This window comes from Caldicellulosiruptor hydrothermalis 108 (assembly GCF_000166355.1).
Taxonomy (GTDB): domain Bacteria; phylum Bacillota; class Thermoanaerobacteria; order Caldicellulosiruptorales; family Caldicellulosiruptoraceae; genus Caldicellulosiruptor; species Caldicellulosiruptor hydrothermalis.
Genome location: NC_014652.1, coordinates 1,265,854 through 1,289,946 on the forward strand (window position 1 = coordinate 1,265,854; position 24,093 = coordinate 1,289,946).

General features: G+C 35.9%; 20 protein-coding genes and 1 pseudogene. 17 read left to right on the forward strand and 4 right to left on the reverse strand.

What is annotated here, in order from left to right:
• Nucleotides 1-178 precede the first annotated feature (178 nt).
• From miaB to CALHY_RS06310, 6 genes are all read left to right on the forward strand, one after another.
• Entirely contained in the window at nucleotides 179-1,594 is a 1,416-nt protein-coding gene (gene miaB / locus CALHY_RS06285) for a tRNA (N6-isopentenyl adenosine(37)-C2)-methylthiotransferase MiaB (RefSeq protein WP_013403132.1), read from the forward strand.
• Between the two features lie 3 nt (nucleotides 1,595-1,597).
• Complete coding sequence (mutS, locus tag CALHY_RS06290) at nucleotides 1,598-4,189, forward strand: DNA mismatch repair protein MutS (RefSeq protein WP_013403133.1); 2,592 nt, start codon at nucleotides 1,598-1,600, stop codon at nucleotides 4,187-4,189.
• A complete protein-coding gene (gene mutL, locus CALHY_RS06295) occupies nucleotides 4,186-5,952 on the forward strand; it encodes a DNA mismatch repair endonuclease MutL (RefSeq protein ID WP_013403134.1) in 1,767 nt (588 codons plus the stop codon). Before mutS ends, mutL begins: the two co-directional genes overlap by 4 nt.
• 24 nt (nucleotides 5,953-5,976) lie before the next feature.
• A complete protein-coding gene (gene miaA / locus CALHY_RS06300) occupies nucleotides 5,977-6,915 on the forward strand; it encodes a tRNA (adenosine(37)-N6)-dimethylallyltransferase MiaA (protein ID WP_013403135.1) in 939 nt (312 codons plus the stop codon).
• Between the two features lie 64 nt (nucleotides 6,916-6,979).
• Nucleotides 6,980-7,270 carry an RNA chaperone Hfq gene (gene hfq / locus CALHY_RS06305; RefSeq protein WP_013403136.1) on the forward strand — a complete coding sequence of 97 codons (291 nt, stop codon included), beginning with the start codon at nucleotides 6,980-6,982 and terminating at the stop codon, nucleotides 7,268-7,270.
• Nucleotides 7,271-7,360: 90 nt separating this feature from the next.
• Nucleotides 7,361-8,641, forward strand: coding sequence for a methionine gamma-lyase family protein (locus CALHY_RS06310; protein ID WP_013403137.1), 1,281 nt, complete (start codon nucleotides 7,361-7,363; stop codon nucleotides 8,639-8,641).
• 3 nt (nucleotides 8,642-8,644) lie between these two features.
• Here the strand turns inward: CALHY_RS06310 and lexA are convergent, their stop codons facing one another.
• Nucleotides 8,645-9,253: a transcriptional repressor LexA gene (gene lexA, locus CALHY_RS06315; protein WP_013403138.1), complete on the reverse strand. Its 609-nt coding sequence runs from the start codon at nucleotides 9,251-9,253 to the stop codon at nucleotides 8,645-8,647.
• Nucleotides 9,254-9,452: 199 nt separating this feature from the next.
• Between lexA and pta the strand changes: the two genes are divergently transcribed.
• Together pta and CALHY_RS06325 are read left to right on the forward strand one after the other, a co-directional pair.
• Nucleotides 9,453-10,451 carry a phosphate acetyltransferase gene (gene pta / locus CALHY_RS06320; protein ID WP_013403139.1) on the forward strand — a complete coding sequence of 333 codons (999 nt, stop codon included), beginning with the start codon at nucleotides 9,453-9,455 and terminating at the stop codon, nucleotides 10,449-10,451.
• Nucleotides 10,452-10,477: 26 nt separating this feature from the next.
• Nucleotides 10,478-11,677: an acetate kinase gene (locus tag CALHY_RS06325; RefSeq protein ID WP_013403140.1), complete on the forward strand. Its 1,200-nt coding sequence runs from the start codon at nucleotides 10,478-10,480 to the stop codon at nucleotides 11,675-11,677.
• 76 nt (nucleotides 11,678-11,753) lie between these two features.
• On the opposite strand, the gene CALHY_RS06330 is transcribed toward CALHY_RS06325, so the two are convergent.
• The gene (locus CALHY_RS06330; protein WP_013403141.1) at nucleotides 11,754-12,131 is read right to left on the reverse strand and encodes a desulfoferrodoxin; all 378 of its coding nucleotides are present in this window, start codon (nucleotides 12,129-12,131) and stop codon (nucleotides 11,754-11,756) included.
• 151 nt (nucleotides 12,132-12,282) lie between these two features.
• On the opposite strand from CALHY_RS06330, the gene CALHY_RS06335 reads away from it, so the two are divergent.
• The 6 genes from CALHY_RS06335 (at nucleotide 12,283) to CALHY_RS06360 (ending at nucleotide 20,218) form a co-directional block, all read left to right on the forward strand.
• A complete protein-coding gene (locus tag CALHY_RS06335; RefSeq protein WP_013403142.1) occupies nucleotides 12,283-14,907 on the forward strand; it encodes a valine--tRNA ligase in 2,625 nt (874 codons plus the stop codon).
• Nucleotides 14,907-16,220 (forward strand): bifunctional folylpolyglutamate synthase/dihydrofolate synthase, encoded by a 1,314-nt coding sequence (locus CALHY_RS06340; RefSeq protein WP_013403143.1) that lies wholly within the window; start codon nucleotides 14,907-14,909, stop codon nucleotides 16,218-16,220. Before CALHY_RS06335 ends, CALHY_RS06340 begins: the two co-directional genes overlap by 1 nt.
• A gap of 63 nt (nucleotides 16,221-16,283) precedes the next feature.
• Entirely contained in the window at nucleotides 16,284-16,937 is a 654-nt protein-coding gene (gene fsa, locus CALHY_RS06345) for a fructose-6-phosphate aldolase (RefSeq protein ID WP_013403144.1), read from the forward strand.
• A gap of 55 nt (nucleotides 16,938-16,992) precedes the next feature.
• Nucleotides 16,993-17,787 carry a peptidoglycan editing factor PgeF gene (gene pgeF / locus CALHY_RS06350; protein WP_013403145.1) on the forward strand — a complete coding sequence of 265 codons (795 nt, stop codon included), beginning with the start codon at nucleotides 16,993-16,995 and terminating at the stop codon, nucleotides 17,785-17,787.
• Nucleotide 17,788: 1 nt separating this feature from the next.
• On the forward strand, nucleotides 17,789-18,487 hold the full coding sequence (locus CALHY_RS06355; protein WP_013403146.1) for a response regulator transcription factor: 699 nt from the start codon (nucleotides 17,789-17,791) through the stop codon (nucleotides 18,485-18,487).
• A 3-nt stretch (nucleotides 18,488-18,490) separates the two neighbouring features.
• On the forward strand, nucleotides 18,491-20,218 hold the full coding sequence (locus CALHY_RS06360; RefSeq protein ID WP_013403147.1) for a sensor histidine kinase: 1,728 nt from the start codon (nucleotides 18,491-18,493) through the stop codon (nucleotides 20,216-20,218).
• 17 nt (nucleotides 20,219-20,235) lie between these two features.
• Here the strand turns inward: CALHY_RS06360 and CALHY_RS06365 are convergent, their stop codons facing one another.
• Both CALHY_RS06365 and CALHY_RS06370 read right to left on the reverse strand, forming a co-directional pair.
• Nucleotides 20,236-21,234, reverse strand: a complete 999-nt coding sequence (locus CALHY_RS06365; protein WP_013403148.1) for an inorganic phosphate transporter — start codon at nucleotides 21,232-21,234, stop codon at nucleotides 20,236-20,238.
• On the reverse strand, nucleotides 21,227-21,853 hold the full coding sequence (locus CALHY_RS06370; RefSeq protein WP_013403149.1) for a DUF47 domain-containing protein: 627 nt from the start codon (nucleotides 21,851-21,853) through the stop codon (nucleotides 21,227-21,229). The genes CALHY_RS06365 and CALHY_RS06370 overlap by 8 nt, the downstream gene beginning before the upstream one ends.
• Nucleotides 21,854-22,076: 223 nt before the next feature.
• Here CALHY_RS06370 and pstB point away from each other — a divergent pair.
• From pstB to CALHY_RS06385, 3 genes and pseudogenes are all read left to right on the forward strand, one after another.
• Nucleotides 22,077-22,825 (forward strand): annotated as a pseudogene (gene pstB / locus CALHY_RS06375) (phosphate ABC transporter ATP-binding protein PstB).
• A gap of 27 nt (nucleotides 22,826-22,852) precedes the next feature.
• Entirely contained in the window at nucleotides 22,853-23,530 is a 678-nt protein-coding gene (gene phoU, locus CALHY_RS06380) for a phosphate signaling complex protein PhoU (RefSeq protein ID WP_013403150.1), read from the forward strand.
• Nucleotides 23,500-24,066 carry a QueT transporter family protein gene (locus CALHY_RS06385; RefSeq protein WP_013403151.1) on the forward strand — a complete coding sequence of 189 codons (567 nt, stop codon included), beginning with the start codon at nucleotides 23,500-23,502 and terminating at the stop codon, nucleotides 24,064-24,066. The genes phoU and CALHY_RS06385 overlap by 31 nt, the downstream gene beginning before the upstream one ends.
• Nucleotides 24,067-24,093 lie beyond the last annotated feature (27 nt).

Here is a 24,093-nt window from a genome sequence, read left to right on the forward strand (position 1 = left end):
CTTAGTTTTCCTCCCTTTTTGTTGAAGAAGATTTTTATTTGTGCTTTCAATAAAGAAGTGTGCACCAAGTATTAAAGAAATATTAAGAAAAAAATGGGAGACTTTAAGATATTATAATTTGACAAATAAAATGCTATAATAAAGCTTGTCAAATAAAAAAGTTTTGAGGGGGATAAAATTGGAAAGCAAAAACATTTATTATATAGATTTTGGAACACAGGCACGGTTTGTTGAAGAGATTGAAAAAATGAATACAGAGTATTACCTTACAAATGGCAAAAATAAGAAATATCATATTGTGACATATGGTTGTCAGATGAATGTTCATGATTCTGAAAAATTAGCTGGAATGCTAAATGCAATGGGATACATTGAGACTGAAAACATCCAAGAAGCTGACTTGATAATATTTAACACATGCAGCGTGCGAGAACATGCAGAGTCAAGGGTATATGGAAATATTGGACCTTTAAAGAGGCTAAAGGACAAAAAGCCTGATTTGATAATTGGTGTGTGCGGATGTATGCCGCAGCAGGTTGAAGTTGCACAAAAACTTGCAAAATTGTTTCCATTCCTTGATATAATATTTGGCACGAAAAGTCTTCACAAATTTCCGCAACTACTTTATACTGCCATTATGGAGAAAAAAACTGTCATTGACGTTTCGGAAGATGAGGATGTGGTTGTTGAAGGAATTCCAACTGCAAGAAAGCAAGGAGTTAGCGCGTTTGTCAATATAATTTATGGATGCAACAATTTTTGTTCTTATTGCATAGTTCCATATGTCAGAGGGAGAGAAAGAAGCAGGCGACCTGAAGAGATTGTATATGAAATTGAGCAACTTGCTCAAAATGGAGTAAAGGAAGTTACTCTTCTGGGGCAAAATGTTAATTCATATGGAAAAGACTTAGGAGATGGTATCACTTTCCCAAAACTGCTTGAAAAGGTAAATGAAATAAAAGGAATTGAAAGAATTAGATTTGTAACTTCTCATCCAAAGGATTTATCAGACGAACTTATTGTGGCTATGAGGGATTTAGAAAAGGTCTGTGAACATATACATCTACCAGTTCAGTCAGGGTCAACAAGGATATTGAAGGCTATGAACAGACACTATACAAAAGAAGACTATCTTAGACTTATTGAAAAGCTTAAAACAAATATTCCTGATATAGCAATTACAACTGACATTATTGTAGGTTTTCCTGGAGAGACAGATGAAGATTTTGAAGATACTCTTGATGTATGCAGGAAGGTAGAGTTTGACTCTGCATATACATTTATTTATTCGAAAAGAAGAGGGACACCTGCTGAAAAAATGCCCAATCAGGTTCCAGATGATATAAAACGCCAAAGATTTCAACGTCTTGTAAAGCTTGTTGAAGATATAGCTTTAAAAAAGAACAGGCAGATGCTTGGCAAAACGTATGAAGTTCTTATTGACGGTCAGTCTAAAAGAAATAATTTGCTTGTTGGAAGAACAAGAACAAACAAGGTTGTCAATGTGAAGTGTCCTGAGGAGTATATGTTTAAGTTTGTCAATGTAAAGATTTTGGAAGCTGCTGAGCATTGGCTGTACGGCGAGGTGATTTAGATTATGCAAGAGCTAACTCCTATGATGCAGCAGTATATGGAGATAAAACAGAAGGTGAGAGATTGTATTTTATTTTTTAGGCTTGGTGATTTTTATGAGATGTTTTTTGAAGATGCTATTGTGGCATCCAAAGAGCTTGAGATAGCCTTAACCAGCAGAGATTGTGGAAACAATGAAAAAGCTCCTATGTGTGGTGTGCCGTACCATTCTGCGACCAGCTACATTGCAAAGCTTATCGAAAAAGGTTACAAGGTTGCGATCTGCGAACAGGTGGAAGATCCAAAGCTTGCAAAGGGAATTGTAAAAAGGGAAATTACAAGAATAATAACTCCAGGCACATTTATTGACGAGAATCTTTCAACAGCTAATAATTTTATCTGTTGTATATCAAAAGACAGGTCTGAATTTGCATTGACATTTGTAGATGTTTCAACTGGTGAGATGTACTCTTGCCTTCTTGAAGAAGACCTTCAGAAACTGTTAAATGAAATTGGCAAATACAGTCCCAGTGAAATTTTAATTTCACATATAGAAGATGAGCTTTATGAATTTTTGAAGAAAAACTGCGCTTCTTTTGTGCAGATGATAGAGTTTGTGGATTTACAAAAGTGCTATGAGGTCATAGAAAATCAGATAAATGTGGGTAAAATAGATGAAAGGCTGATTTTAAGCGTAGGAAATCTGCTGAAGTACTTAACAGAGACCCAAAAAATTTCCTTTGATTATATAAGAAGATTTGAATTTTACAGAGTCCAAAATTATCTTCAAATTGACATAAATACAAAGCGAAATTTGGAACTCACAGAAAGTATTATTCAGCGCTCTAAAAAGAATAGCCTTCTTGGTATTTTGGACCAAACAAAGACCTCAATGGGTTCAAGACTATTGAAAAAATGGATTGAGAGACCTCTTATTGACGTTATTGAGATTAATAGAAGGCTTGATAGTGTTGAGGAGCTCAAATCAAACTATTCCACTTTAGTGCAGGTAGAAGAGCTTTTGAGTAGAATGTATGATATAGAAAGACTTTCTTCAAAGTTTGCATATAAGAATGTGAATGCCAAAGATTTGCTGAGTCTAAAAAGGTCGATTGAAGTGTTGCCAGCTTTAAAAAAACTTCTTTCTTCATTTTCTGCACAGCTATTAAAAGAGATTTATGAGGGTCTTGATACATTAGAAGATATATATGCGCTTGTTGACAATTCCATAAATGAAGATGCACCTGTAACATTAAAAGAGGGTGGAATAATTAAGGATGGTTTTAACGAAGAAGTGGATAGATTAAGAAATATATCAAAAAATAGTAAGGAGCTTTTAGTACAGTACGAAGAAAAAGAGAGGAACCTCACAGGTATAAAAAATCTCAGAATTGGTTATAATAAGGTTTTTGGATACTATATTGAGGTGACCAAGTCAAACTACTCTCTTGTTCCGGACAGGTACATTCGAAAACAAACTCTTGCAAATGCAGAAAGGTATATAACAGAGGAGCTAAAAAAATTGGAAGATGAAATATTGGGCGCTGATCAGAAACTCATCGAACTTGAATACCAGCTTTTTTGCGAAATAAGGGATAGAATTGAGGCTCAGATTGAAAGGATTCAAAAAACAGCAAGCTATATTGCCATCTTGGATGTTCTGTGTTCATTTGCCCGTATTGCAATTGACAATGAATATGTCAGGCCAAATGTTTACTTAGGGGATAGAATATACATTAAAAACGGTAGACACCCAGTTGTTGAAAAGATGATAGGCAGAGGCAATTTCATTCCAAATGACACTGAACTTGATCAGGCAGAAAACAGGGTTTTGATTATAACAGGTCCAAATATGGCTGGTAAGTCTACATACATGAGACAGGTAGCCTTAATTGTTATAATGGCACAGATGGGGTGTTTTGTACCCGCTGATGAGGCACACATTGGTATAGTGGATAAAATCTTTTCAAGGATAGGTGCATCTGATGATATTTCATCTGGGCAGAGTACCTTCATGGTGGAGATGTCCGAGGTAGCAAATATATTGAAAAATGCAACGCCAAAAAGCCTTATAGTTTTTGATGAGGTTGGGAGAGGAACAAGCACGTATGACGGACTTTCCATAGCATGGGCGGTTTTAGAGTATGTTGCTGATAAATCTAAAATTGGTGCAAAAACCCTTTTTGCAACTCATTACCATGAGCTAACAGAGCTTGAAGAGAGGATTCCAGGTGTAAAAAACTACAGGGTTGATGTCAAGGAGGAGGGCAAAAACATTATATTTTTAAGGAAAATTGTTAGAGGTGGATGTGACTCAAGTTATGGGATTCATGTTGCACGGCTTGCTGGAATTCCAGAAGAGGTATTAAAAAGGGCTGAGGAAATTCTAAAACAGCTTGAAGAAGCTGATATAAATAGAAAAAATATCAGAAAGCTTAGGAAAGAAATTAAAAAGGAATTTACTGAGCAGATGGATTTTTTTTCGTATAAAAAAGAGGAGATAATAGACAAAATCGAAAAGCTTGATATTTTAAATATAACTCCTATCCAGGCTTTAAATATCCTAAGTGAGCTCAAACATGAAATAATTAAAGCCAAAGAGAGGCAATTGATATGAGAGAGCTTTACAAACTTCCTGAACAGTTAACTCACATCTTGGCGGCGGGTGAGGTTGTAGAAAGACCGGCATCGTGCCTCAAAGAACTTTTGGAAAATTCAATAGATGCTGGAGCAAGTTTAATTGATGTTAAAATAGAAAAAGGTGGTATAAAGAGAATTGAGGTATATGATAATGGAAAGGGAATCCACCCTGATGACATTGAATATGTGTTTGAAAGACATACAACCAGCAAGATAAAATCTTTTGAGGATATATTTAGCATCAAAACAATGGGATTTAGAGGGGAAGCGCTCTGTGCAATATCGAGCGTAGCAAAGGTGACACTTGTTTCTAAGCATTTAGAAGAAGAACAGGGGTGCATGGTAAAAGTAGAAGGTGGTAAGGTCATTTCTAAAAGTCTTTGTCCTTTTAAGGAAGGGACAAGAATTGTTGTTGAAGATATTTTTTATAACACTCCTGCAAGGCTAAAATTTTTAAAATCTCCGTCAACTGAACAAAAGTACTGTCTTGAGGTGGTTGAAAAGATTGCAATTGCCTGGCCGGAGATTTCATTTCGGGCAGAGGCAGATGGCAAAAGACAAATTTTTACACCAGGAGATAATAAGATTGAGTCTGTCATTGGCTCTATATTTGGGATAGAGATAGTAAAAAATCTTGTTGAATTTTCTCTTGAGAAAGAATCTCTAAAAGTTTGGGGTTATTTTGTAAACCCCACTGTGAGCAGAGCTACACGCTCAGGTTATCATTTTTATGTCAACAGAAGATATATCAAAAGCAAACTTCTTTCATCGTGCATTGATGAGGCGTTTAAGAATTCGGTCATCACAGGCAGATTTCCAATAGTTTTTCTTTTTATACAAATTCCGCCTTCTGAGATTGATGTCAATGTCCATCCATCAAAACTCGAGATAAAGTTCAGAGATGAAAGATTTGTTTATAACACCATTTATAAAGCTATAGCAGATTCGTTAAAATCGGAAAAAATGATTCCCAAGGCTGATTTAAGTAAAGTTGATGTTGGAAATGATACTGTGCGTGAACGAAAATACACTGAAGTTTTGTCTGCAAACTCAAATGATATATCTTTAGTTATCTCCGAGCAGCCAAATTTCTTTGAAATGTTTTCAAAAAGAGAAGAGGTTGCAATTGAGCAGCAGAGCTTTGAAAACTTTGATGCAGGAAACTACAAGATTGTTGGTTATGCTTTTGATACCTATATCATTGTACAAGGCGATGACAGCTTATACCTTATTGACCAGCACGCGGTGCACGAAAGAAGATTATTTGAAGATTTTAAAAGCCAAGTTTATTCTTCAAATGTTCAAAGCCAAGTGTTGGCTTCTCCTGTTGTTGTTCAGCTTCCATCTTCACAAAAAGAGTTTGTGATTTCAAATGTTTCTGTCTTTCAGAAAATAGGTTTTGAAATAGAGGATTTTGGGAAAAATGAAATAGTGGTGAGAACATGGCCAGTTTTGCTTAGTAGTAATATCGATGCAATATTTTTACTTGATGTGATAGAGATGATATACCAGCAGATGGTGGAAAACAAAAGCCTTGTGGAAATTTCTGAGGACCTTTTAAAAAGAATTGCTTGCAGAGCAGCAGTAAAAGGAAATAGTAAAATTTCAGACTTAGAAAAAAAAGAGATAGTTGAACTTGTGCTAATAAAGAAAGAAATTTTTCACTGTCCACATGGAAGACCGGTTGTAGTAGAGATTTCTAAGAGAGAAATTGAAAAAATGTTCAAAAGGATTGTATAAATATCAGCGCAGGTGAACAAAAGAATGAAAAAAATACCTTTAATTGTTATTGCAGGCCTTACTGCCACGGGGAAAACAGATGTTGCAGTGGAGCTTGCTCAGCTTGTAAATGGCGAGATTGTGTCTGCAGATTCGATGTGTGTGTACAAGCTTATGGATATTGGTACAGCAAAGCCTACAAAGGAGCAAAGAGAAGCTGTCAGGCATCATGTTATTGATGTAGTATTTCCAGATGAGGACTATAATGTGGCGATGTTTCAAAAGGATGCAACTAATGCAATTTTGGATATTTATAAAAGGGGCAAGGTGCCTTTGCTTGTAGGCGGCACTGGCTTTTATATAAAGTCAGTTGTGGACGATATAGAATTTCCTGAGATGGGGGATTCAAAACAAGTTAGAAAAAAACTTTATGATGAGCTTAATAGTAAAGGTAATATTTATCTTTATGAGCTTCTTAAAGAAATAGACAAAGATGCTGCAAATTCTGTTCACCCAAACAATGTAAAAAGGGTTATAAGATATTTAGAAATTTATTTTTTGACTGGCAAAAAGCCAACAGAGTTTTTAGACAAGGTAAGAAGAAAGGGAAGTGAAAAGTATAATGTATTGCCGCTATGTTTTGTAATGGAAAGAGAAGCTCTTTGGCGGAGAATTGACCAGCGGGTTGAAAGAATGTTTGACATGGGACTTGCAGATGAGGTCAAAAAGCTTTTAGAGATGGGATATTCAAAGGATTTAAAATCTATGCAGGGGCTTGGATATAAGCAGGTAATACCGTATGTTGAAGGGAAGATTTCTTTGCAAGAGGCGAAAGAAGAGCTTAAAATAAGGACAAGACAGTTTGCTAAAAGGCAGAGGATTTGGTTTAAATATCAGGGAGAATTTATGTTTTTGGATATTACAGGTATGAGGTTTGAAGAAGTTGTGAAAAAATGTTTTAAACTTTGCAAAAGTGTGGTATAATTTAAGAAAAACATATAAAAATTATAATATAAAAAACTTTTAAGTTTGGGGAGGAATACATAAAGTGGCGAAAGGAAGTTTAAACTTGCAGGACTTATTTTTAAATCAATTAAGGAAAGAAAAAGTAAATGTTACAATTTTCCTGCTCAGCGGTTTTCAGTTAAAAGGTACTATCAAGGGTTTTGACAATTTTACATTGATTGTAGAGACAGACAACAACAAGCAGCAGCTAATTTACAAGCACGCTATATCCTCAATCATGCCCTCAAAGCCAATAAACTATATGGCTCAGGCACAGAATAATCAGCAAGCTTCTCAACAATCAAATAACAATCAAGGTCAGGAGACAAAATAAAACGAACAATTTTATAAAGAAAGCTCATGAACGTGTGTTTCATGAGCTTTCTTTAATTTTTGACAATCAGAATTTAAAAGAGAGGTGCAAATGATATTGAAGATAGATATCGAGGCCTTAAAAAAATTTTATAATTTTTCTCATGATTTGCTAAGCTTAACAGAGCAAGCTTTAAAAGATTTGAAAGAAAATTTCGAATTTATAGAGCAAATAAAGTCATTCAATCAGTTAAAGGTTTTGAATGCTTTTCACCTAAACAAACTTTCATACACACATTTGAATAAGACAGATGGATATGGGTACTCAGATAGCGGGCGAGATGTGATTGAAAAAATCTTTGCACAGGTTTTCGGATGTGAGGATGCACTTGTGCGAATCCAATTTATTTCTGGGACACAGGCAATTTCGACAATGTTATTTGCTCTACTAAGACCAGGTGATATCCTTCTTTCAATCTGCGGAAAACCATATGATACACTTCAAAAGGTAATAGGAATAAAAGAAGGTGGGCATGGAAATCTTATTGAGTACGGAATAAAATACCAAGAAATTGATTTGAAGGGCAATAGCTTTGACTTTGAAAAAATAGAAACTGCTTTAAAAGAAAATTTTGTAAAAGTAGTTTTCATTCAGCGTTCACGTGGATATTCTCTCAGAAGTTCAATTTCAATTGAAAAGTTAGAAAAGGTAATTAAGTTTATAAAATCTATTTCTCCTCAAACATTTGTTGTAGTTGACAACTGTTATGGTGAATTTGTAGAAAAATTAGAACCCACCGAAGTTGGAGCGGACTTGATAGCAGGTTCCCTTATCAAAAATCCTGGTGGGACGATTGCTTCATGTGGCGGTTATATCGTAGGCAAAAAAGAGCTTGTTGAGATGTGTGCAGACAGGCTGAATTCTCCCGGCATGGGGAAAGAAGTTGGACCGTCTCTTGGATTTAACAAAGAGATTTTACAAGGACTTTTATTCTCACCACATCTTGTTGCTGAAAGCTTGAAAGTGGCTGTGTTTACTTCATATATAATGGAAAAGTTAGGATATGAGGTTTTACCAAGATTTAATGAAAAAAGAACAGACATAATTCAGACAATAGTGTTTAAAAACGAATACGAACTTGTAAGATTTTGTCAAGGAGTGCAGAAAGGCTGTCCTGTCGACAGCAATGTTTTGCCCGAGCCTTGGGATATGCCGGGATATTCTCATAAAGTAATAATGGCAGCAGGCGGATTTGTACAGGGTACGTCTTTGGAACTTTCTTGTGATGCGCCAATCAGAGAGCCTTATGCCGCATACCTTCAAGGTAGTTCTTCATTTGAAATTGGGCTTGTTGGGATTTTGCATGCTATAGAAAATATCAGGAGGATGTAATTGCTACATCCTCCTGATAAGTCCTATTACTTTGCCGAGGATTTTTACGTCTTTGACGATAATTGGCTCCATAGCCTTGTTCTCTGGTTGAAGTCTTATATGGTCGTGTTCTTTATAGAATCTTTTTACTGTTGCTTCATCATCAATTAAGGCAACAACAATATCTCCATTTTCAGCTACATTTTGTCTTCTGACAATTATTATATCATTGTCGAAAATTCCTGCCTCAATCATGCTATCTCCCCTAACTCGGAGTAAGAACGCATCTTCTGTTCCCACAAGGTCGTACGGCAGGGTCATAGTTTCTTCTATATTTTCCACTGCTAAGATTGGTTCGCCTGCTGTTACCTTTCCAACAAGAGGCAGTTGCACAACATTTCTGTGCACATAAAACTCGTCGTCTACGATTTCGATAGCTCTTGGTTTTGATGGGTCGCGCCTAATATAACCCTTTTTTTCAAGCCGAGTCAGATGGCCATGAACAGTTGAAGTAGACTTTAGACCTGTTGCCTCGCAAATTTCCCTCACTGCAGGGGGATAGCCTTTTTCTTTAATCCTCTTTTTTATAAACTCTAATATTTCCTCTTGCTTTTTTGTAAGCTGTTTTTTCATGCTACTTATTTCCCCTTCTTTAGCATTATTATTTTGAGATAATTATAACACAAAAACATACATTCTTCAAACTTTTGTTTAGTATTTTAAGGCGGAATTTTATTTTAAAAGTAAAATAATTCTTGTATACAAGATACAATTTGTTTTATAATATATAAGGTGCAATATGTCAAATAATAAACGAAAGGAGTATCAAAAAATGGCATTTATTGATACAATCATCGAAAAAGCAAAATCAGATATTAAGACAATTGTACTTCCCGAAAGCTACGAAGAAAGAAATTTAAAAGCTGCCTCCATAGCTTTGAAAGAAAAGATAGCTAAGATAGTTTTGATTGGCAAAGAAGATGAGATAAAAAAAGAGGCAGCAAAGTTTGGTGCAAATGTAGATGATGCTATTTTTATTGACCCAGACAATTTTGATAGATTTGATGAATTTGTAAATGAATTTTATGAGCTAAGAAAAAACAAGGGTGTAACACTGGAAGATGCAAAAAAGTTTATGAAAGACCCGATGTATTTTGGTGTTATGCTTGTATACAAAGGTTTAGCAGATGGTATGGTCTCTGGCGCTATTCACTCAACAGCAGATACCTTACGCCCAGCACTTCAGATATTAAAAACAGCACCTGGGGTAAAACTTGTTTCAAGCTTCTTTATTATGGTTGTACCAAACTGCGAATATGGTGAAAATGGGGTTTTTGTATATGCTGATGCAGGTTTGAATCCAAATCCAACAGCAGAAGAGCTTGCTGATATAGCTATTACATCCGCAAAGAGCTTTGAAGCTTTAGTTGGTAAAACTCCAAAAGTAGCAATGCTTTCATATTCAACCAAAGGTTCTGCAAAGTCTGAGATGGTTGACAAGGTTGTTGAGGCAACAAGGATTGCAAAAGAGAAAGCACCAGACCTTTTAATAGATGGCGAACTTCAAGCAGACGCAGCAATAGTTCCTTCTGTTGCAAAGCTGAAAGCGCCAGGAAGTCCTGTTGCAGGGCAAGCAAATGTTCTAATCTTCCCTGATTTGGATGCTGGCAATATTGCATACAAACTTACAGAAAGGCTTGCAAAAGCAGAAGCGTACGGACCTATTACCCAGGGAATGGCAAAACCTGTAAATGATTTGTCCCGAGGCTGCAAAGCTGAAGACATTGTGGGGGTTATTGCTATTACTGCTGTGCAGGCTATGATGAAATAAATTATTGATAGAAGGGGAATGAGAAAATGAAGGTTTTGGTATTAAATTCGGGAAGTTCATCTTTAAAGTATCAATTTATTGATACTGATACAGAGATTGCACTTTGCAAGGGTGTTGTTGATAGGATTGGTTTGCCGGGAGCATTTATCAGACATCAGAAAAATGGTCAAGAGATTGTAAAAGAACAGGAAATAAAGGACCACAATGTTGCTATTAAGCTTGTGTTAGAGATGCTCACACATGAAGAAGCCGGTATTATCCATTCTATGGATGAAATTGATGCAATTGGTCACAGGGTTGTGCATGGCGGGGAGTATTTCAGTGATGCGGTGGTTGTCAATGAAGAGGTAAAGAAAGCAATAAGAGAATGTATTGAACTTGCGCCTCTTCACAATCCTGCAAATTTAATGGGAATTGAAGCATGTGAAAAAGAGATTCCTGGGAAACCTAATGTGGCTGTGTTTGATACAGCATTTCATCAAACAATGCCAAGATATGCGTATATGTATTCGCTTCCATATGAGGTGTATGAAAAATATAAAATTAGAAAATATGGATTTCATGGGACATCACACAAATATGTTGCAATTAAAGCTGCAGAGTACTTAAAAAGACCACTTGAGGAGTTAAAACTTATAACTTGTCATCTTGGAAACGGTTCGAGTGTGTGTGCAATAAAGTACGGAAAGTCGGTTGATACAAGTATGGGATTTACTCCTTTGGCTGGTCTTGCAATGGGAACAAGAAGCGGAACAATTGACCCTGCTGTGATACTCTATCTTATGGAAAAAGAAAAAATGGATGTAAAGCAAATGAATGATTTTCTGAATAAAAAGTCGGGTGTGCTTGGCATATCAGGTGTGAGCAGTGACTTTAGAGATTTAGAGAAAGCTGCAATTGAGGGTAATGAAAGAGCACAGCTTGCAATTGACATGTTCTGTTACAGGGTCAAAAAGTATATTGGTGAGTACGCAGCAGTATTAGGTGGAGTGGATGCAATAATATTTACTGCTGGAATAGGTGAAAATAACGCTCTTGTGAGAGATAAATGTTTGACTGATTTAGAGTATATGGGTGTTCTGTATGATAGTGAAAGAAACTTCAATGTAGAAAAAGGCAAGGTTTTTGAAATAAACAAGCCTGAGAGCAAGGTAAAGGTTTTAATAGTTCCTACAAACGAAGAACTTATGATTGCGAGAGAGACAAAAAGACTTCTTTCAAAATAAGCTTTCATGAATAAAATAGGGGGTTGCAAATATAAGAAGAAAAACAAAAGCTTTTTATGCAACCCCCTATTGTTTATTATTCTTTTTTCCACAATCCGTGTAAATTGCAGTATTCATACGCCACTACATTCTCAGCCGAGACCTCAAACAATGCCTTTGGTTCATCACCTGGTTTTAAATATTTTCTGTAGACTTTATCGTCGGCAATGAGTTCTATCCACATGATGTAGTGTTTTTCTTCCATTGGATGAGCAACTTCACCTACTTTGACCAAGATGCCCTCTTCTGTCTTTTCGATAACAGGAACATGCTTTTCTAAACTTGCATCAACTGTGTTAGCTTCAAGCAGCGTCATAGGTTGTCCACAGCATACAAGCTGGCCGCCACCCGCATACAAAACCTCTACTATGTTTCCACAGACTTTACATTTGTATACATTTCCTCTTTTAATCATTGATAAAGACCCTCCCTTGTAAAAATTAATTTTTTAAATTACAATTACTTTATACCCACCAAATTAATATTCCTAACACAAAGTTTGAAACAAAATTAAAATTGAAATAATATAAAAAATGAAGTAAAAACATTTTAAGGGGGATGTGAAAGTGCAAAAAGTATATAACCCTAAAGAGGTAGAAGACAGGCTCTACAAAATGTGGCTTGATAAAAAGTATTTCCATGCAAAGATTGATTATTCAAAAAAACCTTTTACAATTGTTATTCCGCCTCCAAATATAACTGGGCAGCTACATATGGGGCATGCACTGAACAATACCATCCAAGATATTCTTATTAGGTTTAAAAGAATGCAAGGATACTGTACTCTTTGGCTCCCTGGTACTGACCATGCAAGCATTGCAACAGAGGCAAAGATTGTTGAAAAGATGAAAGAAGAAGGCTTGACAAAGGAGATGATAGGGCGAGAAAAGTTTTTAGAGCGTGCCTGGGAGTGGAAAAGAGTATATGGTGGCAGGATTATTGAGCAGCTCAAAAAACTTGGTGCATCTTGCGACTGGGACAGAGAAAGGTTCACAATGGACGAAGGACTTTCAAATGCTGTAAAAGAGGTTTTTGTGAGACTTTATGAAAAAGGACTCATATATAAAGGCGAGAGGATGATAAACTGGTGTCCAACTTGTCATACCACCATTTCTGATGCTGAAGTTGAGTATGAAGAGAAAAAAGGAAAGCTCTATTATATAAAGTATCCAGCAAAGGATAATTCATATCACATAGTTGTTGCTACAACAAGACCTGAAACAATGCTTGGTGATACTGCTGTTGCAGTAAACCCAAATGACCAAAGATACAAGCATTTGATTGGGAAGACAGTTGTGCTTCCACTGGTAAACAGAGAAATACCAGTAATTGCAGACGATTATGTTGATATGGAATTTGGAACAGGTGTTGTAAAGATAACTCCTGCCCATGACCCGAACGACTTTGAGATTGGGCAGAGACACAACCTTCCAATGGTCCAGGTGATAGACACAAAAGGGTATATGAACGAAAATGCAGGAAAATATGCAGGGAAAGAAAGATATGAGGCAAGAAAGAATATTGTAAAAGACTTAAAAGAGCTTGGTTTTCTTGTGAAAGAAGTGGACTATACACACAATGTGGGACACTGTTATAGATGTTCAACTGTAATAGAGCCGCTTGTCTCAAAACAGTGGTTTGTCAAGATGAAACCTTTAGCAGAGCCTGCAATAAGAGTTGTGAAGGAAGGAAAGATTAAATTTATACCTGAAAGATTTGAAAAGATATACTTTAACTGGATGGAGAATATAAAAGACTGGTGTATTTCAAGACAGCTGTGGTGGGGGCACAGAATTCCTGCTTATTACTGCCGTGACTGTGAAAATATGATGGTGAGCAGAGAAGAAGTAAAGGTATGTTCAAAGTGCGGTTCTTCCAACGTGTACCAGGATGAAGATACGCTTGACACCTGGTTTTCGTCTGCTCTGTGGCCATTTTCTACACTTGGCTGGCCTGAGGAAACAGAAGATCTGAAGTATTTCTACCCAACAGATGTTTTAGTAACTGCATATGATATCATTTTCTTCTGGGTTGCAAGGATGATTTTTTCTGGTTTAGAGCATATGGGTAAAGAACCTTTTAAGTATGTTTTGATACACGGTATTGTAAGAGATGCTCAGGGGAGAAAGATGAGCAAATCCTTGGGCAACGGGATAGACCCGCTTGAGGTAATAGAAAAGTATGGTGCTGATGCGCTTAGATTTACCCTTGTCACTGGTATATCACCTGGCAATGATACAAGATTTCATATGGAAAAGGTTGAAGCTAATAGAAACTTTGCAAACAAGATTTGGAATGCTGCAAGGTTTGTGCTCATGAACCTTGACATTGACACAAGTTTTAAACCTGATGCAAGCAAGTTTACATTTACCGAAAGATGGATTTTATCTCGACTTGACACGCTCGTTAGAGAAGTTACAGAAAACCTTGAAAAGTTCGAGATTGGAATTGCTGCTCAAAAACTTTATGATTTTATATGGGACGAATTCTGTGACTGGTATATTGAGATGTCAAAACCTACACTTTATAACAAGGAAGCAAGTAACAACAAAGAGGTACAGTATGTACTTTTGACAGTTCTAACAGATGTATTAAAGCTTTTGCATCCGTTTATGCCATTTGTAACAGAAGAAATTTATTTGAACCTTCCGCACGTTGAAGAGAGTCTTGTGATAGCAACCTGGCCTAAGCCAAGAGGATATCAATTTACTGAAGACATTCAAATGGTTGAAAAGCTTATAGAACTCATAAGAAGTCTGAGAAATTTGAGGTTAGAGAGGAATATCAAGCCTGATATCAAGCCTAAAGTATATATAAAGACTGATGAGCTTTCAATGGCAAATCAATTGAGCTTATGGGAGATATACGTCAAAAGACTTGCAAATTTTGACCAGGTGATAATCTCAAATGAGGTTCCAGAAGATAGCGTAGCTTTGGTACTGTCATGGGGAGTTGCGTATGTGAAATTGAAAGAAATAGTTGATGTTCAAGCAGAGCTTAAAAGGCTGCTTGACGAAAAGGAAAGACTTTTAAAAGAGATTGAGAGGTCTGAAAAACTGTTGAGCAATCAAAACTTTTTACAAAAAGCACCTGAAAAGGTTGTAAATGAAGAAAAGGAAAAGTACGAAAGGTACAAGCAAATGCTACTTTCAGTTGAGCAGCAAATAGAAAGATTAGAAAGTCTCAGGTGATGTTAAAGATGCCCATGACCTATGAACAGGCTTTAGATTTTATTCATTCAACCTATAAATTTGGTACAAAACTTGGTCTTCAGAATATAACAAAACTTCTTGAGTTTATGGGAAATCCCCAAAAAGGGTTAAAGGTTATTCACATTGCGGGCACAAATGGGAAAGGTTCCACGTGTGCTTTTATAAATCAAATGTTAATTGAGGCAGGGTTTGGGGTGGGGCTTTATACCTCACCCTTTCTTGAATCTTTTAATGAGAGGATAAAACTGAATAATCAACCAATAGACAATCAAGAACTTGCCAGTATTACAGAGTTTGTAAAAGAAAAAATTGAAGAGATGTTAAGGCAAGGTTTCTCACATCCCACAGAGTTTGAGGTTGTAACTGCTATTGGCTTTGAGTTTTTTAAAAGAAAAAATGTAGACTTTGTTGTGCTTGAGGTTGGGCTTGGTGGAAGATTTGATGCAACTAATGTAGTAGAAAACCCTGAACTTTGCATAATTACATCCATTGGTTTTGACCATATGGACATTTTAGGTTCCACGATTGAAAAGATTGCCTTCGAGAAGGCAGGAATAATAAAGCAAAATAGCAAAGTAATACTGGCACTTCAGCGATATAAAGAGGTAAAAGAGGTCATTTCAAAAGTGTGTAAGGAGCAAAATGCTCAGCTAATCGAGGTAGAAAGAAATTATTATGTGTTGAAAAATACTCTGGACGGGATTGTTTTTGATTGTGTAACTCCAAAAGGAATTTATAAAAACCTTGAAATTAAGCTACTTGGCACACATCAGATAGAAAATGCTCTCAACTGTGTCTATGCGTATGAATGTTTGAAAGAAAAGTACGATATAAAAATCGAAGCGTTAGTAAGGGGACTTTTGAATGCTCGATGGAACGGTCGGTTTGAGGTTTTGATAGATACACCTTTGGTTGTATTAGATGGTGCGCACAATATTGATGGGATGAAGGTGCTTGTAGAAAACTGCAAAATATACTTGAATGGTAAGAAAATTGTGGCTGTTGTAGGAATTTTAAAGGACAAAGAGTATGAAAAGATGATTTCGTTGATAAAAAGTGTGGTCCAAAGGGTTATATTTACTCTTGTTCCTTCTCAAAAGAGAGCTTTTTCTGAAAAAGAAGCTCTTGAGATTTCGAATAAGTTTGGAGTTGAGTTTATACCAGATTTCAGAGATGCAATTAAATATGCGTTGGGTTTGTGTGATGAAGACGGTGCAGTTATAATTTGTGGTTCTTTATATCTTGTGGGGGCAGCAAGAGGTTTTCTAAAAAGCATGTTAAGTGTGTTGTAATTATACACCAATTAGTATAAAATATAATACGAAGAAAATTAGAGGAAAGAGGTGTTGTCAGAAATGAAACTTTTTATTGATACTGCAAATGTGAATGAGATAAGAGAAGCTCATTCTTGGGGGATAATTTGTGGCGTCACTACAAATCCTTCTTTGATTGCGAAAGAGGGCAGAGACTTTAAGGAAGTGGTCAATGAAATTTGTTCTATTGTGGACGGTCCAATCTCTGCAGAGGTAATTTCTCTTAAAGCAGAAGGTATGATTGAGGAAGCAAGAGATTTAGCAAAGATTCATAAAAATATAGTTATTAAAATTCCAATGACTGCAGAAGGGCTCAAGGCTGTGTCTGTTCTTTCAAAGGAAGGCATTGAGACAAATGTAACCCTTATCTTCTCAGCAGCTCAGGCACTTTTAGCTGCAAAAGCCGGGGCAACTTATGTATCACCATTTGTGGGAAGACTTGACGATATTGGGCAAAATGGCATAGAGCTTATAAAGGAGATTGTACAAATATTCAAGAATTATCCTGATATTAAAACAGAGATAATTGCAGCAAGTATAAGACATCCTATACATGTCATTGAAGCTGCAAAAGCAGGTGCTCATATAGCAACAGTACCATTTAAGGTTTTAGAGCAGATGACAAAACATGCTCTGACTGATGTTGGGATAGAGAGATTCTTAAAAGACTGGGAAAAGGTGCCTAAGAAAAGTTAAAGCAACTCTGAAAGAAGGGTTGCTGTTTTTTTAAATTTTTGACTGGAGGGGAAAGATGGGATTTGTAAAAGAGAATATAAATGGGATAGAGATATTTAGAATAAGTGAATTTGAAGATTATGGTATAGACGGTTTTTTTACAACACGAAAGGGTTGTGGACATGATAGTTTCAATCTGAGCTATAAATGGGCAGAACGAAAAGAGGAGGTAGACAAAAACTTTCGCATTCTTTTTGAGGCTTTACAAATAGACCATAGAAATATTTTCTATGCAAAACAGGTGCATAAAAATGATATAATAATTGCAGAAAGAGGGTTTGACTTTTTTGAATATAATCAAGAAGCAGAGGCAGACGGACTTGTAACAAATATCCCTGGAATTGCACTTATAACAATGCATGCTGATTGTTTTCCTGTTTATATTGTTGATACAGAGAAAAGGGTAATTTCTCTGGTTCATTCTGGTTGGAGAGGGACTTTGCAGCATATAACCGAAAATGCCCTCCAGATTCTAAAGAAGAAATTTTTATCTTCAGCTGAAGATTTACTTGTGGCGATTGGTCCAGGGATATGTAAAAGACATTTTGAGGTGGGTAAAGATGTTTACGAGATGTTTTTGAGAGAGTTTGGAGATGAGGTTTGTTTGGAGTCTAAAAAGAGTCTTTTTGTCGATTTGAAAAAAGCAATATTGCTTGACTTGAAGAAGAATGGTATTGAGAGCTGTCAGATAATATCTTGTGATATGTGCACGTACGAAGATGCAGATATATTCTTTTCGTACAGAAGAGACCACAACAAACCAGAGAAATTGGGAAGTATGGTTGCAATCTTGAGGATGGTGAGAAAGTAAGATGAAAAGCATTTTAATAGTTGATGATGAGCAGCATATTCTTGAACTTCTCAAATTTAATCTTAGGAAAGAAGGATATAATACGTTTGAAGCGGACAGTGGACTACAGGCACTGGAGATTTTGAAGCATAACAAAGTTGACCTTGTCATACTCGATATTATGATGAGTGACAAGGATGGATATGAAGTTTTAAAAGAGATTCGATTCAATAAAGATACAAAAAATCTACCAGTGATTTTGCTGTCTGCAAAATCTGAGGAAATTGATAAGATACTTGGGCTTGAGCTTGGCGCAGATGACTATATAACAAAGCCTTTTAGTGTAAAAGAGCTGGTTGTAAGAGTAAAGGCACTTTTGAGAAGAGTTGAGAGTTTAAAGCCTGAGGTTGAAGATAAGGTCAAGTTTGGAGATGTAGAAGTAGACTTTTCAAAAAGAACTGTCAAGAAAAATAATCAGGATGTATCTCTTTCGTTCAAAGAGTTTGAGCTTTTGAAGCTTCTTATCGAAAATAAAGGCAGGGTGTTGGACAGAGACTTTATTTTGCAAAGGGTATGGGGATACGAGTTTGATGGAGATACACGAACGGTTGATGTACACATAAGGTTTTTGAGGAGAAAACTTGAGGACGATGAGAAAAATCCGCGTTACATAGAAACCGTCAGGGGCGTAGGATACAGGTTTAATGAAAGGTCTGAGTAAAGCATGAGGTCAAAGCTTTTTGGTTATACTATATTAGTTGTGGTAGTTATTACACTTCTTCAAGGAATTCTTTCATATGAGACTTATAAAAACATATATATAGATGAAAACAAAAAATGGCTTGTTGCTAAAATAAATGAAGTGAAAAAATACATTTGTTCTTTTGGTGTTGATAAACTAAAAGATATCTACAACAAAGGCGATTTTAGAGTAACTATTGTTAGTAGCAATGGGGTTGTGATTTACGACTCTGAAGCAGATGCAAAGAAAATGGAAAACCACTTAAGAAGACCGGAGATTGCAAATGCTAACAAAGTTTTTGGAAAAGTAGAGTTTTCAATAAGAAAAAGCAAGACACTGGGACATTACTTTTTGTATGCAGCAAAAAAGGTTAAAATTTACGATACATCAATATTTATAAGAGCTTCAGTCCCTCTTGACAAGGTTGATACAATCTTGAAAAAGGTTTTACTAAATACTCTAAAATTTGCAATTATATGTATATTTTTAGGCATAGCATTAGCAATAGGAATCTCATCTGTTTTGTATCAACCATTAAAAGGGTTGATTTCTCTTATTTCAGAAGGACTTGAAAAGTTCAGCATACATGATGTGAGAAGCACAAAAGATTTCAAATGGCTTAGTCTCAGCTTTTCAAAGATGTATCAGCTTTTAGAGGAAAAGATCAGCGAATCTAATATATTGAGAAAAAGACTCACTTCTCTTTTAGACTCATTAGACATTGGTATAATCTTTTTTGATGTGAATAAAAGAATACTCATGTTCAACAGGGGAGCAGAAAACATTCTTGAAACTAACCTCAAAGTTGGATTTAGTTTGCTTGAGTGCGTCCGAGTATATGAACTTTTCGAGTTTCTTTTCCAACAGGATATAAATGAAAAAGAGCTGGAAGTTAGCATCAATAATAAAACAAAATTTTTAAAAGTAAACAAGAAGAAAATTTCATATGAAGACAATAAAGAAGGGGTACTTTTTATACTAAGTGATATTACCTTTTTAAAAAAGTTAGAAAGAATTCGGTCTGACTTTGTGGCAAATGTGTCGCATGAACTCAAAACACCACTTACTTCAATAAAGGGTTTTGTAGAAACACTTAAAGATGGTGCAATTGATGATAAAGATGTTGCCATTAAGTTTCTCAACATTATTGAGGTTGAGGTAGAAAGGCTTGTGAGACTCATAAATGACCTTCTCTATCTTTCGGAAATAGAGAATGCGGCAATGCCCATTTTAGAAGAAAAAGTGGTGGTTAAAGAAGTTGTGCTTGAGATCATTGAACTTTTAAAGATTAAAGCTGAGAAGAAGAATATTCAACTTGATGTAAAGGTCCAAGAGGGTCTTGAGATGAACATATATCGCGATTGGCTAAAGCAGATTTTTATAAATCTAATAGACAATGCAATTGTTTATAACAAAGAAAATGGGAAAGTATGGGTAACAGTGGAGAAATCAAATAGCATAGTAGTTATAAAAGTTACGGATACAGGAATTGGAATTCCTAAAAAAGAGATTGAGAGAATATTTGAAAGATTTTACAGAGTGGATAAGGGAAGGTCAAGAAAGCTTGGAGGCACAGGTTTAGGTCTTTCTATTGTAAAGCACATAGTAAAGCTTTATGGAGGAAAAGTTTGGGTTGAAAGCCAGGAAGGTATAGGCAGTGAGTTTACGGTAACAATTCCAATTGTAAAAAAGGCTGACCCACATTCGTAGGCCAGCCTTTTTTATAGCTATGCTATCCAATTGATTAAGATAGAAATGATAGCTCCCAAAATAGCACACATTGGGATTGTCAAAACCCATGCAATAACAATATTTCTTGCAACTCCCCATCTAACAGCTGAAAACTTTTTACATGCACCTACCCCCATAATAGAGGACGAGATGACATGAGTGGTGGAAACTGGTGCACCAATATGAGTTGCAAACTGGATTGTTAGTGCTGCACCAGTTTCTGCTGCAAAGCCGTTTATTGGTGCAAGTTTTATTATCTTTATTCCCATTGTTTTAATTATTCGCCAGCCACCTACTGATGTACCCAAAGCCATGGCAAGAGCACAGGCAAATTTAACCCAGTCAGGTACAACAAACTCATTTAAGATTCCACTGCCTACCAGCGCCATGGTTATTATTCCCATGGATTTTTGAGCGTCGTTTGAACCATGACTATATGCCATCCACATTGCAGAGAGTATTTGGAGCTTTGAGAAGTATCTATTCACAATTGTTGGATGTACTTTGGCAAACAATATGTAAAGAATCATCATAAATAGATATCCAAATACAAAACCTAAGATAGGAGAGACAATCAAAGGAAGAACAATCTTTTTGACAAACCCTATCCAATTTATATCGGCAAGTGATTTTGTTGCGGCAATTGCAGCACCCACAAGACCACCAATTATTGCATGTGACGAAGAGGAAGGTATTCCCCACCACCATGTAATCAAGTCCCATACAATTGCTGCAATTACAGCCGCAAGCACAAGGTTTTGTGTAACAAATCTCGGATCAACTATTCCATGGCCAATTGTCTTTGCAACCTCTGTGTTTATCATCGCTCCAAAAAAGTTAAATACTGCTGACATAAATATGGCAGTGCGCGGGGTTAACACTCTTGTTGAAACTGATGTTGCAATAGCATTTGCTGTGTCATGAAAGCCGTTTATAAAGTCAAAAGTCAGCGCTAAAATGATTATTAAAAGTAAATTAAGCGGTATGTTATGCATTTTTTGTCACAACCCCTTCTATTACATTTGCTACATCTTCGCACGCATCAAGCGTGTCTTCCAAAAAGCCAAAAATTTCTTTCCAAATGATTACTTCAATGGGCTTGTCTCTATTTTCGGCAAAAAGTTTTTTGATTGCGTTTCTGTACACAATGTCACCTTCATCTTCAATTCTATTTACTTCTATTATTTTTTCTTTTATGAGTTTGGTATTTTTTAAATCCTTTAAATTTTCCACAACTCCTTTTAATTCTTTTGTGCAGTTTATGATCATCTCCGATAAGATCTTTGCCTCGGGCTTGACGGTGTCTACATTATAGATTTCAAACCTATGGGCAACTGTTTCGAGCGAATCGACAATGTTGTCAATCTCTTTGATTATTGCAAACAAATCTTCTCTGTCAAGAGGTGTAATAAAAGTTTTGTTGAGAAGTTCAATCACTTGGTGGGTAATATCATCCCCTTTGTTTTCAGCTTTTTCAAGCTTTGAGATTAGCTCTTGCATATTTGAGAGGTTATTGAGGAGTTGATTTAACATTACTGCTGATTGATAAGCATTTTCAACGGCATTTTCTAATAAAACGAAAAACTGATTTTCTTTTGGAATTATACTCCACATATTTCACAACCCCTTCTTTGTAGAATTTTTGTCACAAAGACCATTTTAATAAAAGTGATTTTTGTTTATCAATCCTGCGAACCTCATAAAAAGTTTTACATTACACAAAGAATATTATATAATATTTAACACAGTTTTAACATACATTAAACAAGAATTTAATGTTGGAATTATAAAATATATAAGTTGTAGCTATTAAAAAGTAGGGAGAGGTTGCTTCAAGATGGTAATAATAGAAACAAAGGATTTAAATCTACATTATGGTGAAAACCATGCTCTGAAAAATATAAACATAAAGATAAACGAAAAAGCTATAACTGCATTGATAGGACCATCTGGCTGTGGAAAATCTACTTTCTTGAGGACCTTAAATAGAATGAATGACCTTATTGAAAACGTTAAAATAGAAGGAAATGTATATTTTGAAGGCAAAGACATCTACAAAGAGATTGATGTTATCACGCTCAGAAAAAAATTGGAATGGTATTTCAAAAACCAAATCCATTCCCAATGAGTATATATGACAATGTAGCGTATGGGCCAAGAATTCATGGTATTAAAAAGAAAGAAGTACTTGATCAGATTGTAGAAAGCAGTCTTAAAAAAGCCTATCTGTGGGATGAAGTAAAGGATAGGCTGAAAAAAAGTGCATTTTCGCTCTCTGGAGGACAGCAGCAAAGACTCTGCATAGCAAGGGTTTTGGCAGTCGAGCCTGAGGTAATTTTGCTTGATGAGCCAACATCTGCCCTTGATCCTATTTCAACATTAAAAATAGAGGAGCTTTTAGAACAGCTCAAGAAAAACTACACAATAATAATAGTCACTCATAATATGCAACAGGCTGCTCGAATTTCTGATTTCACAGGATTTTTCTTAAATGGAGAGCTTGTAGAGTTTGACAAGACAATCACTATATTTAATACTCCACGGGACAAAAGAACAGAGGACTATATTACCGGCAGGTTCGGATAATTATATGTTGAGAGGTGAATTTTTGATATGACAAGACCGACATTTGAAAATGAGCTCAAAGAAATCCATCTTGATATTCTCAAGATGGGAGCTATGGCAGAAGAGGCTATTGACAAAGCAATTTTGGCACTTAAGACAAAAGATGTTGAACTTGCACAAAGAATAATAGATAACGATGATAAGATTGATGAGCTTACAGAAGAGATAGAGAAAAAATGTGCTATTGTTATTGCCACCCAGCAGCCACTTGCAAGTGATTTAAGACTTATTATAACTGCAATGAGAATTGCAACAGATATTGAGAGGATTGCTGACCATGCAGAGGATATCTCTCAGATAACACTCAAGCTTGCAAAAGAGGATTATGTAAAACCTTTAATTGACATTCCTAAAATGGCTGAAATCACTCGTTCGATGTTGAAAGATGCGTTAGACTCGTATGTAAATTCTGATATAGAACTTGCAAAATCTGTTGTCAAGCGTGATGATTTGGTTGACACAATGTATCAAAACCTTATTGATGAGCTTGAGCAAATAATGAAAGAAAATTCGGCAGCAGTTTCCCAGTGTATCCAGTTTTTGTTGGTTATTAAATACTTAGAGAGAATTGCAGACCATTCTACCAACATAGCCGAATGGGTTGTGTACAAGATAACAGGCATGCATAAACATGAATGGGAAGGCAGGGAAGAGAAAACAAAGTGAAAAAGAAAATTGAGATCGACAGTAAAGTTATTGCAAGGGCTGCCCTGATTGCAGCGCTATATTTTGTTTTAACCGCATTTTTGCCAGCTATATCATATGGACCACTGCAGATAAGAGTATCAGAGGCTCTTACTCTTCTTCCCGCCCTGATGCCAGTTTCAGCCACCATTGGTTTGTTTGTGGGATGTTTTTTAGCAAACCTATATGGTATGGTAATAAGTATAACAGGCATATATGATGTTATTTTTGGTTCTCTTGCAACACTGGTAGCTGCGCTGCTTACAACCAGATTAAAGAAAAAACCTTTTTTACCTCTGCCAACTATTATAGTAAATGCTGTGGTTGTATCAGCTTATATATGGCAGTATTTTATAGGCAGCTTGAAAATTGAGTGGTTGAAAAATCTAAGTCCAATTATCAGGTATCTTTTTACAGTAGTGTCTATTGGAATGGGAGAGGCAATTGCCACATACTTCTTAGGTCTACCTTTATTTTTAGCACTTGAAAAACAGATAAAAGGCAAAAAACTTTTATAAGATTCTAAACGAGTGGGGCCTTGTGTG

Bases quoted from the DNA above. Each gene is read 5' to 3' on its own strand.
- pta (WP_013403139.1), top strand. From the start codon at position 9,453: ATGGCATTTATTGATACAATCATCGAAAAAGCAAAATCAGATATTAAG.
- mutS (WP_013403133.1), top strand. From the start codon at position 1,598: ATGCAAGAGCTAACTCCTATGATGCAGCAGTATATGGAGATAAAACAG.
- CALHY_RS06330 (WP_013403141.1), bottom strand. From the start codon at position 12,131: ATGATTAAAAGAGGAAATGTATACAAATGTAAAGTCTGTGGAAACATA.
- CALHY_RS06370 (WP_013403149.1), bottom strand. From the start codon at position 21,853: ATGTGGAGTATAATTCCAAAAGAAAATCAGTTTTTCGTTTTATTAGAA.
- CALHY_RS06355 (WP_013403146.1), top strand. From the start codon at position 17,789: ATGAAAAGCATTTTAATAGTTGATGATGAGCAGCATATTCTTGAACTT.
- CALHY_RS06310 (WP_013403137.1), top strand. From the start codon at position 7,361: ATGATATTGAAGATAGATATCGAGGCCTTAAAAAAATTTTATAATTTT.
- CALHY_RS06365 (WP_013403148.1), bottom strand. From the start codon at position 21,234: ATGCATAACATACCGCTTAATTTACTTTTAATAATCATTTTAGCGCTG.
- CALHY_RS06385 (WP_013403151.1), top strand. From the start codon at position 23,500: ATGGGAAGGCAGGGAAGAGAAAACAAAGTGAAAAAGAAAATTGAGATC.
- CALHY_RS06360 (WP_013403147.1), top strand. From the start codon at position 18,491: ATGAGGTCAAAGCTTTTTGGTTATACTATATTAGTTGTGGTAGTTATT.
- pgeF (WP_013403145.1), top strand. From the start codon at position 16,993: ATGGGATTTGTAAAAGAGAATATAAATGGGATAGAGATATTTAGAATA.
- mutL (WP_013403134.1), top strand. From the start codon at position 4,186: ATGAGAGAGCTTTACAAACTTCCTGAACAGTTAACTCACATCTTGGCG.
- miaA (WP_013403135.1), top strand. From the start codon at position 5,977: ATGAAAAAAATACCTTTAATTGTTATTGCAGGCCTTACTGCCACGGGG.
- lexA (WP_013403138.1), bottom strand. From the start codon at position 9,253: ATGAAAAAACAGCTTACAAAAAAGCAAGAGGAAATATTAGAGTTTATA.
- fsa (WP_013403144.1), top strand. From the start codon at position 16,284: ATGAAACTTTTTATTGATACTGCAAATGTGAATGAGATAAGAGAAGCT.
- CALHY_RS06325 (WP_013403140.1), top strand. From the start codon at position 10,478: ATGAAGGTTTTGGTATTAAATTCGGGAAGTTCATCTTTAAAGTATCAA.
- phoU (WP_013403150.1), top strand. From the start codon at position 22,853: ATGACAAGACCGACATTTGAAAATGAGCTCAAAGAAATCCATCTTGAT.
- CALHY_RS06340 (WP_013403143.1), top strand. From the start codon at position 14,907: ATGTTAAAGATGCCCATGACCTATGAACAGGCTTTAGATTTTATTCAT.